Annotated in this window: 16 protein-coding genes; 8 read left to right on the top strand and 8 right to left on the bottom strand. The window is 55.2% G+C overall.

Features of this window, described 5'->3' with window-relative positions:
• Positions 1-25: 25 nt before the first annotated feature.
• Both GYRE_RS17070 and GYRE_RS17065 read left to right on the top strand, forming a co-directional pair.
• Complete coding sequence (locus GYRE_RS17070) at positions 26-265, top strand: YebV family protein (protein WP_006820383.1); 240 nt, start codon at positions 26-28, stop codon at positions 263-265.
• A gap of 103 nt (positions 266-368) precedes the next feature.
• Positions 369-560, top strand: coding sequence for a YdfD/YebW family protein (locus GYRE_RS17065; protein ID WP_006820384.1), 192 nt, complete (start codon positions 369-371; stop codon positions 558-560).
• Here the strand turns inward: GYRE_RS17065 and pphA are convergent, their stop codons facing one another.
• A complete protein-coding gene (gene pphA, locus GYRE_RS17060; protein WP_038256890.1) occupies positions 561-1,205 on the bottom strand; it encodes a protein-serine/threonine phosphatase in 645 nt (214 codons plus the stop codon). It lies immediately after the preceding gene.
• A gap of 180 nt (positions 1,206-1,385) precedes the next feature.
• On the opposite strand from pphA, the gene GYRE_RS17055 reads away from it, so the two are divergent.
• Positions 1,386-2,330 (top strand): VirK/YbjX family protein, encoded by a 945-nt coding sequence (locus GYRE_RS17055; RefSeq protein ID WP_038256888.1) that lies wholly within the window; start codon positions 1,386-1,388, stop codon positions 2,328-2,330.
• Positions 2,331-2,533: 203 nt separating this feature from the next.
• Positions 2,534-2,677, top strand: coding sequence for an Ecr family regulatory small membrane protein (locus tag GYRE_RS24590; protein WP_006820387.1), 144 nt, complete (start codon positions 2,534-2,536; stop codon positions 2,675-2,677).
• A gap of 21 nt (positions 2,678-2,698) precedes the next feature.
• Here GYRE_RS24590 and lpxP read toward each other — a convergent pair whose 3' ends face one another.
• The 4 genes from lpxP to yobA form a co-directional block, all read right to left on the bottom strand.
• Positions 2,699-3,613, bottom strand: coding sequence for a kdo(2)-lipid IV(A) palmitoleoyltransferase (gene lpxP / locus GYRE_RS17050; protein WP_038256886.1), 915 nt, complete (start codon positions 3,611-3,613; stop codon positions 2,699-2,701).
• Between the two features lie 670 nt (positions 3,614-4,283).
• Positions 4,284-4,625 (bottom strand): YebY family protein, encoded by a 342-nt coding sequence (locus tag GYRE_RS17045; RefSeq protein WP_087943312.1) that lies wholly within the window; start codon positions 4,623-4,625, stop codon positions 4,284-4,286.
• Between the two features lie 16 nt (positions 4,626-4,641).
• Complete coding sequence (copD, locus tag GYRE_RS17040; protein ID WP_006820392.1) at positions 4,642-5,511, bottom strand: copper homeostasis membrane protein CopD; 870 nt, start codon at positions 5,509-5,511, stop codon at positions 4,642-4,644.
• Positions 5,512-5,513: 2 nt separating this feature from the next.
• Complete coding sequence (gene yobA / locus GYRE_RS17035; RefSeq protein ID WP_038256881.1) at positions 5,514-5,888, bottom strand: CopC domain-containing protein YobA; 375 nt, start codon at positions 5,886-5,888, stop codon at positions 5,514-5,516.
• Positions 5,889-6,021: 133 nt separating this feature from the next.
• On the opposite strand from yobA, the gene GYRE_RS17030 reads away from it, so the two are divergent.
• From GYRE_RS17030 to exoX, 3 genes are all read left to right on the top strand, one after another.
• Positions 6,022-6,252: a DNA polymerase III subunit theta gene (locus GYRE_RS17030; protein ID WP_006820394.1), complete on the top strand. Its 231-nt coding sequence runs from the start codon at positions 6,022-6,024 to the stop codon at positions 6,250-6,252.
• Positions 6,253-6,348: 96 nt separating this feature from the next.
• Positions 6,349-7,005, top strand: a complete 657-nt coding sequence (locus GYRE_RS17025; RefSeq protein WP_006820395.1) for a carbon-nitrogen hydrolase family protein — start codon at positions 6,349-6,351, stop codon at positions 7,003-7,005.
• A gap of 24 nt (positions 7,006-7,029) precedes the next feature.
• Positions 7,030-7,689 (top strand): exodeoxyribonuclease X, encoded by a 660-nt coding sequence (gene exoX, locus GYRE_RS17020; RefSeq protein WP_006820396.1) that lies wholly within the window; start codon positions 7,030-7,032, stop codon positions 7,687-7,689.
• Positions 7,690-7,697: 8 nt separating this feature from the next.
• On the opposite strand, the gene ptrB is transcribed toward exoX, so the two are convergent.
• Together ptrB and GYRE_RS17010 are read right to left on the bottom strand one after the other, a co-directional pair.
• A complete protein-coding gene (gene ptrB, locus GYRE_RS17015) occupies positions 7,698-9,758 on the bottom strand; it encodes an oligopeptidase B (protein WP_006820397.1) in 2,061 nt (686 codons plus the stop codon).
• An 81-nt stretch (positions 9,759-9,839) separates the two neighbouring features.
• Positions 9,840-10,496, bottom strand: a complete 657-nt coding sequence (locus GYRE_RS17010) for a tellurite resistance TerB family protein (RefSeq protein WP_038256878.1) — start codon at positions 10,494-10,496, stop codon at positions 9,840-9,842.
• 166 nt (positions 10,497-10,662) lie between these two features.
• Here GYRE_RS17010 and purT point away from each other — a divergent pair, with 166 nt between their 5' ends.
• Positions 10,663-11,841, top strand: a complete 1,179-nt coding sequence (gene purT, locus GYRE_RS17005) for a formate-dependent phosphoribosylglycinamide formyltransferase (protein ID WP_038256876.1) — start codon at positions 10,663-10,665, stop codon at positions 11,839-11,841.
• 46 nt (positions 11,842-11,887) lie between these two features.
• Here purT and GYRE_RS17000 read toward each other — a convergent pair whose 3' ends face one another.
• Positions 11,888-12,526 carry a bifunctional 4-hydroxy-2-oxoglutarate aldolase/2-dehydro-3-deoxy-phosphogluconate aldolase gene (locus GYRE_RS17000; protein ID WP_006820400.1) on the bottom strand — a complete coding sequence of 213 codons (639 nt, stop codon included), beginning with the start codon at positions 12,524-12,526 and terminating at the stop codon, positions 11,888-11,890.
• Between the last annotated feature and the right edge of the window lie 3 nt (positions 12,527-12,529).

Genomic DNA, 12,529 nt, shown 5'->3' with positions numbered 1-12,529 from the left:
ATCCCGCAGTTCAACGGAGAGCATTATGACCAAAACCAGCGTACGTATCGGTGCCTTTGAAATTGATGATGCCGAGCTGCATGGCGAGCAGCAAGGTGAACGAACGTTAAGCATTCCCTGCAAATCTGACCCGGATTTATGCATGCAGCTTGATGCCTGGGATGCTGAAACCAGCGTGCCGGCGTTTCTTGATGGTGAACATTCCGTCCTGTTCCGTAAACATTACGACCGTAAGTCCGATGCCTGGGTCATGCGCCTTGCCTGACTCAAAAAGAACCCGTCGCTAAGACGGGTTATTTGTTCCTGCTATTTTCCCTCACCCACATCATCAGCTACCCTTATCTCGGGTGACGCATAATGAGGATGTGATGTACGCACTGGTCTTGTTTATCTGTTATCTCGACGGTGGCTGCGAGGATTTACTGGCGGACGTGTATGCCACGGAGGCACAGTGTCTGGTTGCGATGAGCGATCAGCGCATTCGTCATGGAGGCTGCTATCCGGTCGAGGACTATATCGACAGTTTCTGGCACCCGGCACAGCAGTACAGCGATTTCTGACTACTGGAGTTGCACCAGCGTAAGCTCTCCTCCGAATACCGCGCCGGTATCAATATAATGCTGATTCTCAATATCATAGCGAGCATTAAGCGGCGTATGGCCGAACCAGAAATGGTCGGCGCCACGAATAGGCTGATGACGCCCGGCTAAATGTGCGGCCAGTCGTTCACGGTTCCACAATACCTGCTCACGATCGACAGGCTGGTGCCAGACGTATACTGTGGCAGGGTAGTCAGCATGCGCAATAATATGCACTTCGTTTTCGCATTGTAGTTCAATAATATAGGGGAGTTCACGACAGAGCTGAAATAACGTTTTTACTTTGAGTTGCTCCTCATACGTTAATTGCTGATACCAGTAGCCACCATTAGAAAACCACAGCGACATATCGTTATTGTCGAGCGCATCCAGAGCCATTTGCTCATGATTGCCGCGAATGGCTCTGAACCAGGGGTGTGGTAGCAGCGACAGGCAGCGGAAACTCTCACTCCCACGGTCAATCAGGTCACCGACGGAAATAATCAGATCTTCATAGGGGTGAAATTTCAGCAATTTAAGTTTGGTCATCAATAAATGATGACAACCGTGTAAATCGCCCACCAGCCAGATATGTCGCCAGTGTTGACCCAATATTCGCTGATACATAATCAACTCCCCTCCTAAATTTGAGTATAGAAATAAATATCTAATTACGATAAGCAAAAAGCGATGTGATCTTTTTACCTCAACAGCGGTTAAACAAAAGCGGAATATAATCAGCGCACAGGACAATTCAGAGGCCGTTCCCCTTTACAATATTCTCAGAATGATAAAGGGGTATTTACCGTGACAGATAACAGCCTGCACAGCGCTCAGGCGCCACTCCAGCACCAGAACCTGGTTTCTGCGCTGGTGACCGGGAAGCTCGCACCCGCGCCCATCTGGAAAAAAACCGAGTATCGGCTGAAATTTTTGCTGCGTACGCTGCTTTTCTATCGCCCGACGCACCGGATGCTGGATAGCCTGTCGCAGCGCCCGAATTTCATGCAACTGCTTAATGCGCAGGTCACCCTGCCGAGCAAACCGCACCGCCAGTATTTAACGCTCGGCATGAGTGCGGCACAGCGTGCGGACGCCGTCATTAGCCACTATCAGTTTGTCGATTCGCTGGGCAACACCCGTCTCGCCGATGCGATGACCGCGCCTGACGAAGTGCCGTTGCTTCAGCTGCAGGGTAAGGACGATGCGGTATTTACGCTCTCCGCCTCCTGCGCCCGCAAAGCCGAACGCGAAGGTGAAACCACGCTGTGGCTGCACGATAACAGCCGGACGCTGCTCGCCAGCGTGACGTTCAGCGTGGCCCGTGATGCCGCGGGCTGGCAGCTGGTGATTGGTGGTCTGCAGGGGCCGCGCCGTGATGTGCCACATGAAGTCATTAAGCACGCCACCCGCGCCTGCTACGGCCTGTTCCCGAAACGTCTGCTGATGGAGTTCATCTGGCTGTTGGCATCCCGCACCAACATAACGGCGGTCTCTGGCGTGAGCGACAACGGTCACGTGTTCCGTGCGCTGCGCTATCGCCTGAGCAAGGGCCGTCATTTCCATGCCAGTTACGATGAGTTCTGGTCGTCTGTCGAAGGCGTTAAAGAAACAAAATGGCGCTGGCGTTTGCCGCTGCAGCTTGAACGTAAATCGATTGAAGAGATTGCCAGCAAGAAACGTTCAGAATACCGTCGCCGCTTCCAGCTCCTGGATTCACTGGCTGAACAGGTGGATAGCCTGCTGCGCTAACCCTATCAACCCTGCTTCATACCCCGGAAGCAGGGTTTCCCTCTCCCCGCACGCTCGCTTGCCGTAAAAATAATCCTCCGGCACAATGAACTAATCTTGTCCATTGCACACAAACTATGCATGGCCGTTTGCACCCCCGCAATCGCCTGTCATGTTCAGGCTCGACACGACGTACATTCTTAAAGATTCAGGTTGCTGCGGTTATGAGTAAAACGGAAATTGCGCTGCTGCTACTGTTAGTAGCCGTTCTGGCGTTTGGGTTGTGGTTTATTTTCAGCGACCAGGTGTGGATTGTATCCAGCTGGATTGAAACCTGGCTGTATCCAGCAATTGAAGCGCCTGAGTAAACGCTCAGGCGCAGGGAAGCGTTAGTACAACGATGTGCCGCCCGCCGGGCGCGTTTTAAAGCGACGATGCACCCACAGATATTGGTCGGGTGCCCGCAGGATTTCCTTCTCAATAATCCGATTCATAAAGCACGCCGCTTTCAATTCATCCTCTGACGGATAATCATTGATGGCCTCGCTGATATACAGGCGATAACCGTCTTTCGTCGCTTTGCGCACCATGGTGATGGTCAACAGTGCCGAGCCGGAGAGCTTCGACAGCACGTAGGTCCCGTTAGTTGTGGCGGCATCCTGCACGGAAAAGAACGGAGCGAACACGCTGCCTTTCGGGCCGTAATCCTGATCGGGGGCGAACCATACGGCTTCTCCTGATTTCAGTGCCTGAACCAGACCACGCAGGTTACGTCTGTCGATCATCGCTTTATTGGAACGTAAACGCCCTTTGGTTTGCACATATTCCATCAGCGGGCTGTTGTGCTGGCGATAGGTCGCCATCATCGGACGGCATAGCCCCATCACCCGGCCACCGAGCTCAAGCGACATAAAATGGATCCCCACCACCATCACACCTTTTTTAGCTTCCAGTGCACGGGTCAGGTTTTCATATCCTTCAACATCAAACCACTTTTTAACGCGCGCATCGCTCCAGAACCATGCCATCCCTGTCTCTATCAGCCCCATCCCCAACGAGATGAAGTTTTGTTCGACCATTTTGTTGCGCGCACAGGCATCCATGTCAGGAAAGCAAAGCTCAATGTTGCGGGCAGCAATTCGCTCCCGGCGTTTGAGAAAACGGCGAGAAGCACGGCCCAGGGAAGAACCAAGAAGATAGAGCAGCGGGTAAGGAAGCTGAACGATGAGCCAGAGAAGCCCAAGTCCGAACCAGGTCAGCCAGTGACGAGGATGGAGCAGCGATTTATCAAAAGCAACAGACATCAGTGTTTACTCTGAGTGTATAGATTCAGGTAACGCGTAAGGAAAAACGAATCCCTTCATCACTCTTTATGCGGTACATATGGAGCGAGTGACAGTAAAACAGTCGGCGAACTTGACGTCACGGTGACATAAAGTAAACCACGCAAAACCCGGAAACTGAGGCTGTAGCTACGCTGCGCACAGCATGCGCGCTTTTGCGCAAAAATAACAGAGCGCGATTGTAATTTTCAGAAAATATCACCCCTCACCGGAATTGTAGTAATCGCGCGTATTTTGTCGATTTTTTGTGTAAAAGAAATGTTAAGGCCAGATCGGTTGTGGTATAAGAAGAAAAGCCCGAAGCAGCGTCATTTGGAAAATTTCGGATGTTTTAGGCTATCCCCTGCTAACGCCTTGATGCGTAAAGCAGATAAAAAGAGACCGAATACGATTCCTGTATTCGGTCCAGGGAAATGGCTCTTGGGAGAGAGCCGTGCGCTAAAAGTTGGCATTAATGCAGGCTAAGTCGCCTTGCACTATAAGAATAGATGACCGTGCCAGGTTTTCCAGTCCGCGACAAAAGTGGTCAGAAAAAAAACACCGGTAAACGGCAAAGAAATGTTAAAACCGCGGGCTTTCGCAAAGAAAGTCCGCGGTTTTTTATTGGAAATCAGTCAGATATTTTTATGAACTAACAGAGCTTCTCTGCGCGCTCAATAAAGGGGGTGAGGCTCATTTTCTGCCCTTTATGTTGTGGATCTTCGATACGGATCACGTCTAAGGGCTGCGCGTTGACCTGCCCCTTCGCTACCTGATCCTCAGCCACATCATTCAACGGGTACTGCACCAGAGTACTGGGGTTGATAACGAACAACGCCTTGCCGGTACGGCAGGTCAGCATCACCTCTTCGCGGTTGAATGCCCATTTATCTTTACCAATTTCAAAACGACTGACGGTAATCACCTGTGGTGCAGCAAACGCCGCAGAGGTTGCCGTCAACAACAGCAGTGAAAGCACTATTTTCTTCATCATCATCGTCATCTTCGTATCAGAAGGGTTCCCAGGTTGCAAACAGACTGACGGCGAGCAGAACCAGCACCCCCAGCAGGATCTCTGCCTGGGTAGTACGGATAAATATCTGCTGCGCGTGTTGCGGGTTTGAGGCAAATCGTGGCACCAGAACATACCGGTTCATTAAAGCAATTACCACCATCAGCGCCACCAGCGCACATTTTACCAACAGCATAGTGCCCCATGCCGAATCACCGATCAGCGATCCCTGAATGAGCAGCGCATTAATGATACCCGTGGCAATCACGCCGCCCACCGCCAGATGGCCGTAGCGCGAAAACCGCATCATGGTGTAGATAGCCTGTTGCCGCCAGCGCCCCTGGGCCAGCCGTAAACAGTAGAGGAAAGGGAGAAGTCCACCAAACCAGGTGGCGGCAAACAGCAAGTGTAATGCATGATTGAGGCGCTGCAGAGTACCGGGTAATCCCTCACGCATGGCCGCATGGCCGATACTGGCCTGAAGGATAAGCTGTATGCACAGCAGAATAAGCAACACCGGCATCACCCGGTGCGGACGAAGCAGTAATACCGCAATCGACAGCCACGCCAGCGCAATTTGCCAGACCCAAATCGCACCGAAGCGGGTACCCGCCACCGCCAGCCAGATGTCCGGCTGCACAACGTCGCCCCAGCCATCGCCCATCATCCCACCCTGCACCATCATCATCAGCAGTGCAGAAATCGCGCTTACGAAAAGCGATAAGCGCATCATCCCCTGATAACGATGGCTCAGCAGACGGCGCAAACTCACTGGCGCCCACCACCCGCTGTACAAGGCTCCGCCAAACGCCGCCATCAGGGAGACGAAATGGACAAAGCGCAGGCCAATCCACAGTGAGGTCAGCATGATTATTTCACGCTGAAATGGTACTGCCCTTTGGTTTTATGCCCGTCAACGGACACCACGTGCCAGTCAACACGATAGTCGCCCGCCGCCAGCGGTTGGTTCAGCGCAACGACAAGCTGAGTATTATCGTTGGCATTCACCGTCGCCGTGCCGATGGCTGTCTTCATCTCTTTTGGACCGGTCAGCGTCAGACCGCTAAATTTGGCTTCGATGCCTTCAGAAAAATTCAGCGTCAGGGCCTTTGGCGAGGTGGTCACCACGGCATCCGCAGCGGGCTCCTGATGTTTCAGATGCGCGTGCGCCAGGACGCTGGTGCTGGTGAGCAGTGCCGCCATCAGCGCCGAAGCGCATAAAATTCGCGATGCAGTTGTTCCCATTTTCTTCATTCCTTTTTGTTATGTATGTGATGCAGAGAATAACCTTGTATAATCCGTGCGTCGAGGCTCCCCACCATGGATTTGCCATTCTGCGACACCCTGAGTCATTTTGCGTTATTGAGAGGAGAACGCCATGTACGCCAATCTGGCCAACCTTCCCCAGGAAGAGATGGATAAAGTTAACGTCGATCTTGCCGCCGCCGGAGTGGTCTTCAAAGAACGTTACAATATGCCGGTGGTCGCCGAAGTGGTAGAGCGTGAGCAGCCTGAACATCTTCGCGGCTGGTTTCGCGAGCGCTTAATCGCGCACCGCCTGGCGTCAGTATCTCTTTCTCGCCTGCCCTACGAGCCAAAAAGTAAATAAGCATTACCATCGGTTACACATAATTACATTAACCCTGTTATTCTTAAGGGGATCCTCTCAGGATGAGAGTCTGAAATTTGTGTTAAGGATGCCACTATGACTGCATGGACTATTGCTGCTGCTCAGTACGAGCCCCGCAACCGCAGCGTTGCGGAAAATATCGCCCATCATTTACGTTTTATCGACGCTGCCGCCCGCGCAGCGTGTGAAATTTTAGTATTTCCTGAACTGTCGCTTACTGGCCCGGCGCTTTGCCCCCCACCGAATGCCGATGAGCTCCAGCCTCTCGCCGCCGCCGCGACGCGCCACCAGATGACCATCATTACCGGCTTACCGCTGCAGCAAAATGATGAGCTTATTAAAGGGCTCGCCATCTTTGTACCGGACAACCCGCAGCCGCTAACCTGCCCACAGGGAAAAGGCACCTGCCTGGCCCCACTTCCAGGCCAGGTCAGCGTTCTGGCGCACGACGCGGCAGCCGACGATCTCGACCCGCGTGCCTCATTGCTCGCCACCAGCGACTGTCCGGATGAATCACATCAGCAGCTTTCCCGCGCATCACTGCAGCGCTTTGCCCATAAGTACGCGATTGCGGTACTGAAATCCGACTACGCCAACGGCTCGTTGCTCGGGGGCAGTGCTCTGTGGGATGAACAGGGCCAACTGGTGGTTCGTGCCGATGGCGGTGAGCTATTGCTTACCGGACAGCGCAGCGATCGGGGTTGGCAAGGCGACATCATTCCATTACGCTAACCGTTTTACTGGCTGGAGTGAGCCATGCTGCGCGTCATTGATACGGAAACCTGCGACCTGCAAGGAGGGATCGTCGAGATTGCCTCGGTGGACGTCGTCGACGGTCAAATCACCAATCCTATGAGCCATCTGGTTCGCCCGGACAGGCCAATCAGCCCGCAGGCAATGGCCATCCACCGCATCACCGAAGCGATGGTTATCGACAAACCGTGGATTGAAGAAGTGATCCCGGGCTATCAGGGTAGCCCATGGTACGTGGCACATAACGCCAGCTTCGACCGCCGCGTGTTGCCTGAGATGCAGGGGGAGTGGATTTGCACCATGAAGCTCGCCCGCCGCCTGTGGCCAGGCATTAAGTACAGCAATATGGCGTTGTACAAGTCGCGTAAGCTCAACGTCGCGACGCCGCCGGGCCTGCACCATCACCGCGCCCTGTATGACTGCTACATCACCGCCGCGCTGCTGATTGATATTATGAACGTCTCAGGCTGGACGCCGGACGACATGGCCGATGTGACCGGCCGCCCTGCCTTGCTGACCACCTTTAGCTTTGGCAAATATCGTGGCAAGCCGGTGGCGGAAGTGGCGCAAAACGACCCAGGTTATCTGCGCTGGCTATTCAATAATCTGGATCGTATGAGCCCGGAGCTGCGCCTCACGCTGCGCCACTATCTCGGGGAGTAGCCTGGTTGCTACCGCTCCGCCTGGCCCGGCAGCGTCTGCTGGGCCAGCGCTATCAGAAACGTGTATTCCAGCGCCACCCCTTCGTAGCTTTTATAACGCCCGGATTTTCCTCCGTGCCCGGAGTCCATGTCGGTACATAGCATCAGCAGATTGTCGTCGGTTTTGCGCTCCCGCAGTTTCGCCACCCATTTCGCAGGCTCCCAGTACTGCACCTGTGAGTCATGCAATCCGGTGGTGACCAGCAGATGCGGATACGCTTTGGCTTCGACGTTATCGTACGGGCTGTAGCTTTTCATGTAGAAGTAGTATTCGGCATCCTGCGGGTTGCCCCACTCTTCAAATTCACCGGTGGTAAGCGGGATAGATTCGTCCAGCATCGTCGTCACTACGTCGACGAACGGCACCTGGGCCACCACGCCGCGGAACAGCTCCGGACGCAGGTTTATCACCGTTCCCATCAGCATGCCTCCGGCGCTACCGCCCATGCCGAAACATAGCTCGCGGTCGCCATAACCCTGTTCCAGTAAGGCATCGCACACGTCGAGATAATCGTTGAAGGTGTTCATCTTCTGCAGAAACTTGCCGTCTTCATACCACTGCTGTCCCAGCTCGCCGCCGCCACGGATGTGGGCGATGGCAAAAACAAAACCACGATCGAGCAGGCTCAGGCGGCTACCGCTAAAATCGGCATCCATGCTGGCACCGTAGGAGCCGTAGCCGTAAACCAGCAGCGGATTATGCCCTTTGCGGAAATGCTCCCGATGATACACCAGCGACACCGGCACCTCCACGCCGTCCCGCGCCTTCACCCACAGGTGCTCGCTGCGATACAGGCTGGCATCAAAGCCCTTCACCTCCTGCTGCTTAATCACCCGCCGTTCACCGGTATCCATATCCAGTTCGAACAGCGTATCCGGAGTGGTCATCGAAGAGTAGCCGTAGCGCAGACGCGAGGTTTCAGGCTCAGGGTTATAAGCAACCCAGGTCACGTAGGCCGGATCGTCAAACGCTATCCCGGTCGACTCACGGGTATGACGATTGATTTGTCGCAGGCTGGTCAGGCCCTGCTGACGCTCTTCCACGACCAGCCAGTCGGTAAAGAGCGTAAACCCTTCCAGCATCACCTCTTCCCGCGCCGGGATCAGCGTTTCCCACTGACTCTCTTCGCGCACCGCAGAGCGGTACAGGCCGAAGTTTTTCCCTTCACGATTTGAGCGAATGTAGAAATGATGCTGATAGTGATCGACGCTGTACTCGTGATCTTTGCGTCGTGGCAGGAACACCGTCGGTTCCGCATCCGGCAGCTCGGCATCCAGCAGCCGCACTTCGCTGGTGGTGGAGCTTGCCAGATAGATCAGCACAAAGTGGCGATCGGTGGTTTTGTGCACGCTGACGTAGAACATGTCATCCTGCTCTTCATACACCAGCGTGTCGGCTGACATCGGTGTACCGAGCGTATGCCGCCAGACCTGATACGGCAGCAGCGTAGTGGGATGTTTGCGCACGTAGTAGAGGGTCTGCGAATCATTACCCCAGACCAGCCCCGGCTCAACGTTGTCCAGCGTTTCCGGATACCAGTTACCGGTCCCGAGATGGCGCAACCGCACCCCGTACTGACGACGAGAGAGATAATCTTCTGCCAGCGCCATGACCTGGTTGTCCGGTGAAATAACCAGCCCGCCAAGGGTGTAGAACTCGCTGCCCGCCGCCCGCTGATTACCATCAACCAGGACATCCCACGCTTCCCACTCCGCCTTTTGTACGGACTGGCGCTGGTAAATCGCGTACTCGCTGCCAGGCTGGTATTCATGGCGGTAACGGTAGCCGTTTTTCGTATAGGGCGCAGAGGTTTCCTGCGGCGGAATGCGGTCGATAATCTCCTTCAGCACCCGATCCTGCAGCGCCTGCTGGGAGGCCATCACCTTTTTGCCGTAGTCGTTTTCCTGCTTCAGATAATCGAGCACCTCCGGCTGCGAACGGGTGTCGTCGCGCAGCCAGAAGTAATTATCAACGCGTGTATCACCATGCAAAGTCATGGTGTGGGGGATTTTTTTTGCTTTCGGTAACATATCGCTGTGCTTTTACGTTTTACATTCCCTAAGGGTGGCAAAACTGACAGGCGATGCAAGCGAAACCTGAAGCAAAACGCACTAAAGTGCTTGTTTTTGCCGCTGTATATCCTGTTCTATCTCTTCGCGTACCGCACGGGGGATGTTTAATGCATCGCCCAGGGCATCAAGGTAGCTGCGCTCCATAAAGTGATCGATATCGATAGCCGCACAGCTCAGGAAATAAAGCTCCAGCGCCTCTTCTTCGCTCTTAACGTCCTGTGCCAGACGTTTGGGATCCAGCGGTTGTGCCATGGCCTGCGCCACCAGCGCCTGCCCCTGCTGCTCTACACCAGCCTCCTGCAGCTGTTGCTCGATAGCTGCACGCTCTTTATCATCAATGTGACCATCACTTTTTGCGGCAAAGACCAGCGCCAGGATCAGACGCTCGGTGCGGGTGTCCAGCGATGTCACCGGTGGCGGTGCGGTCGCCGTTTCTGCCTGCTGCCCGTTCGGCATCTGGGTTTTGTACTTATTCCACAATACCGAGCCTGCAACCGCCCCACCGCCGACCAGCAGTGCACCAGTACCATATTTCGCCAGTAGCTTACGCGAAGACTTGTTCGCCAGTAACAGACCGGCCAGCCCGCCGATAGCGCCCGGCACCAGTAGTTTATTCAGGCCATCGGTTTTACCACCGGTGACGCTCGCGGCTTTCTGCCCCAGCAGAGACTGCAGTTGATTGAGCCAGTTAGACATTTTCCCCTCCCGAATTGAGTTGACGCTCTCAGAGTAAGCCAGCACCTGTCAGGAAATGTCTGCGCCAGCTAAAGATGCGCAAATGCAGCGGCACACGACAGCGACGAGACAGACGCAAACGTTTTCGTTTATACTGCGCCGAAGATTTTTACGGAGGTTTGCGGTTATGACGTTATTAGGAACTGCGCTGCGCCCGGCGGCCACGCGCGTGATGTTGTTGGGTTCTGGCGAGCTGGGTAAAGAAGTCGCTATCGAGTGCCAACGCCTGGGTGTCGAAGTTATCGCGGTCGATCGCTACGCGGATGCACCCGCCATGCACGTTGCTCATCGCGCACACGTAATTAACATGCTCGACGGCCAGGCACTGAAGGCGCTGGTGGCACAGGAGAAGCCCGATTTTATCGTCCCGGAAATCGAAGCTATTGCCACCGATATGCTGGTTGCGCTTGAGAGTGAAGGTCAGAAGGTGGTGCCCTGCGCCCGGGCCGCACAGCTCACCATGAACCGCGAAGGGATCCGCCGACTGGCAGCAGAAACCCTCTCCCTGCCAACCTCACGCTACCAGTTTGCCGACAGCGAAGCCGCTTTCCGCGATGCCGTGAACGCGATTGGCCTGCCCTGCATCGTCAAGCCGGTGATGAGCTCATCCGGCAAGGGCCAGAGCTTTATCCGCACAGAATCTCAGCTCGCCGATGCCTGGCAGTATGCCCAACAGGGTGGCCGCGCTGGCGCAGGACGCGTTATCGTGGAAGGCGTCGTCAAATTTGATTTCGAAATCACCCTGCTCACCGTCAGCGCCGTGGATGGCGTACATTTCTGCGCGCCGGTGGGGCATCGTCAGGAAGATGGCGATTACCGCGAATCCTGGCAGCCGCAGCAGATGAGCCCCCTGGCACTGGCACGCGCGCAGGAGATAGCCCGCGAAGTTGTTCTGGCGCTTGGCGGCTATGGCCTGTTTGGCGTAGAGCTTTTCGTCTGCGGTGATGAGGTCGTCTTCAGCGAAGTTTCTCCGCGCCCGCACGATACCGGGATGGTCACGCTGATCTCCCAGGATCTCTCCGAGTTCGCGCTGCACGTACGCGCTTTCCTCGGTTTGCCGGTAGGCGGCATTCGCCAGTACGGCCCTTCAGCCTCAGCGGTCATTCTGCCAGTCCTTAAAAGTGACAATGTCACATTCGGTAATATTGAAGCCGCATCCGGCGCTGGCGTGCAGTTACGTTTGTTCGGTAAACCGGAGATCGACGGTTCTCGTCGTTTAGGCGTGACGCTGGCCGTTGCAGACTCTGTTGAAGAAGCGGTTGAGCGCGCGAAAGCAGCAGCGGCGGCGGTGGTCGTGAAGGGTTAATATTGATGGGATTGCCCGGTACGAGTACCGGGCAATAATGACACGCTTACTTCGCGCCTTCTACCGCTTCACGGGCGAGCTTAGTGATGCGCTCGTAGTCGCCGCTCTCCAGAGCGTCGTTCGGCACCAGCCAGGAGCCACCGATGCACAGCACGCTGTTCAGCGCCAGATAGTCACGGTAGTTAGCCGGAGAGATACCGCCGGTCGGGCAGAAACGGATATGGCCGAACGGGCCCGCAATCGCCTGCAGCGCTTTCACCCCGCCGTTCGCTTCCGCCGGGAAGAATTTGAACTCTTTCAGACCGTAGTCCATACCCAGCATCAGTTCAGAGACCGTGCTGATACCCGGGATCAGTGGAATGGTCCCTTCTGTTGCCGCTTTCAGCAGCGGCTCGGTCAGCCCTGGGCTAATCGCAAACTGTGCGCCCGCTTCTGTGACGTCCTTCAGCTGCTGTACGTTAGTGACGGTACCCGCCCCGACGATCGCATCCGGCACTTCTTTGGCAATGGCACGAATGGCGTCCATTGCACATTCGGTACGCAGAGTCACTTCGAGAACGCGAACGCCACCGGCGACCAGCGCTTTTGCCATCGGTACCGCGTGCTCCAGCTTCTTCACTACGATAACCGGGACCACTGGGCCAGTGGTCAGGATTGCTTCGGCAGTTGTTTTCCAGTTTTTCATCAG

The sequence above is a fragment of the Yokenella regensburgei ATCC 49455 genome, assembly GCF_000735455.1.
Lineage (GTDB): Bacteria > Pseudomonadota > Gammaproteobacteria > Enterobacterales > Enterobacteriaceae > Yokenella > Yokenella regensburgei.
This window is presented reverse-complemented; position numbering and strand designations above follow the sequence as displayed.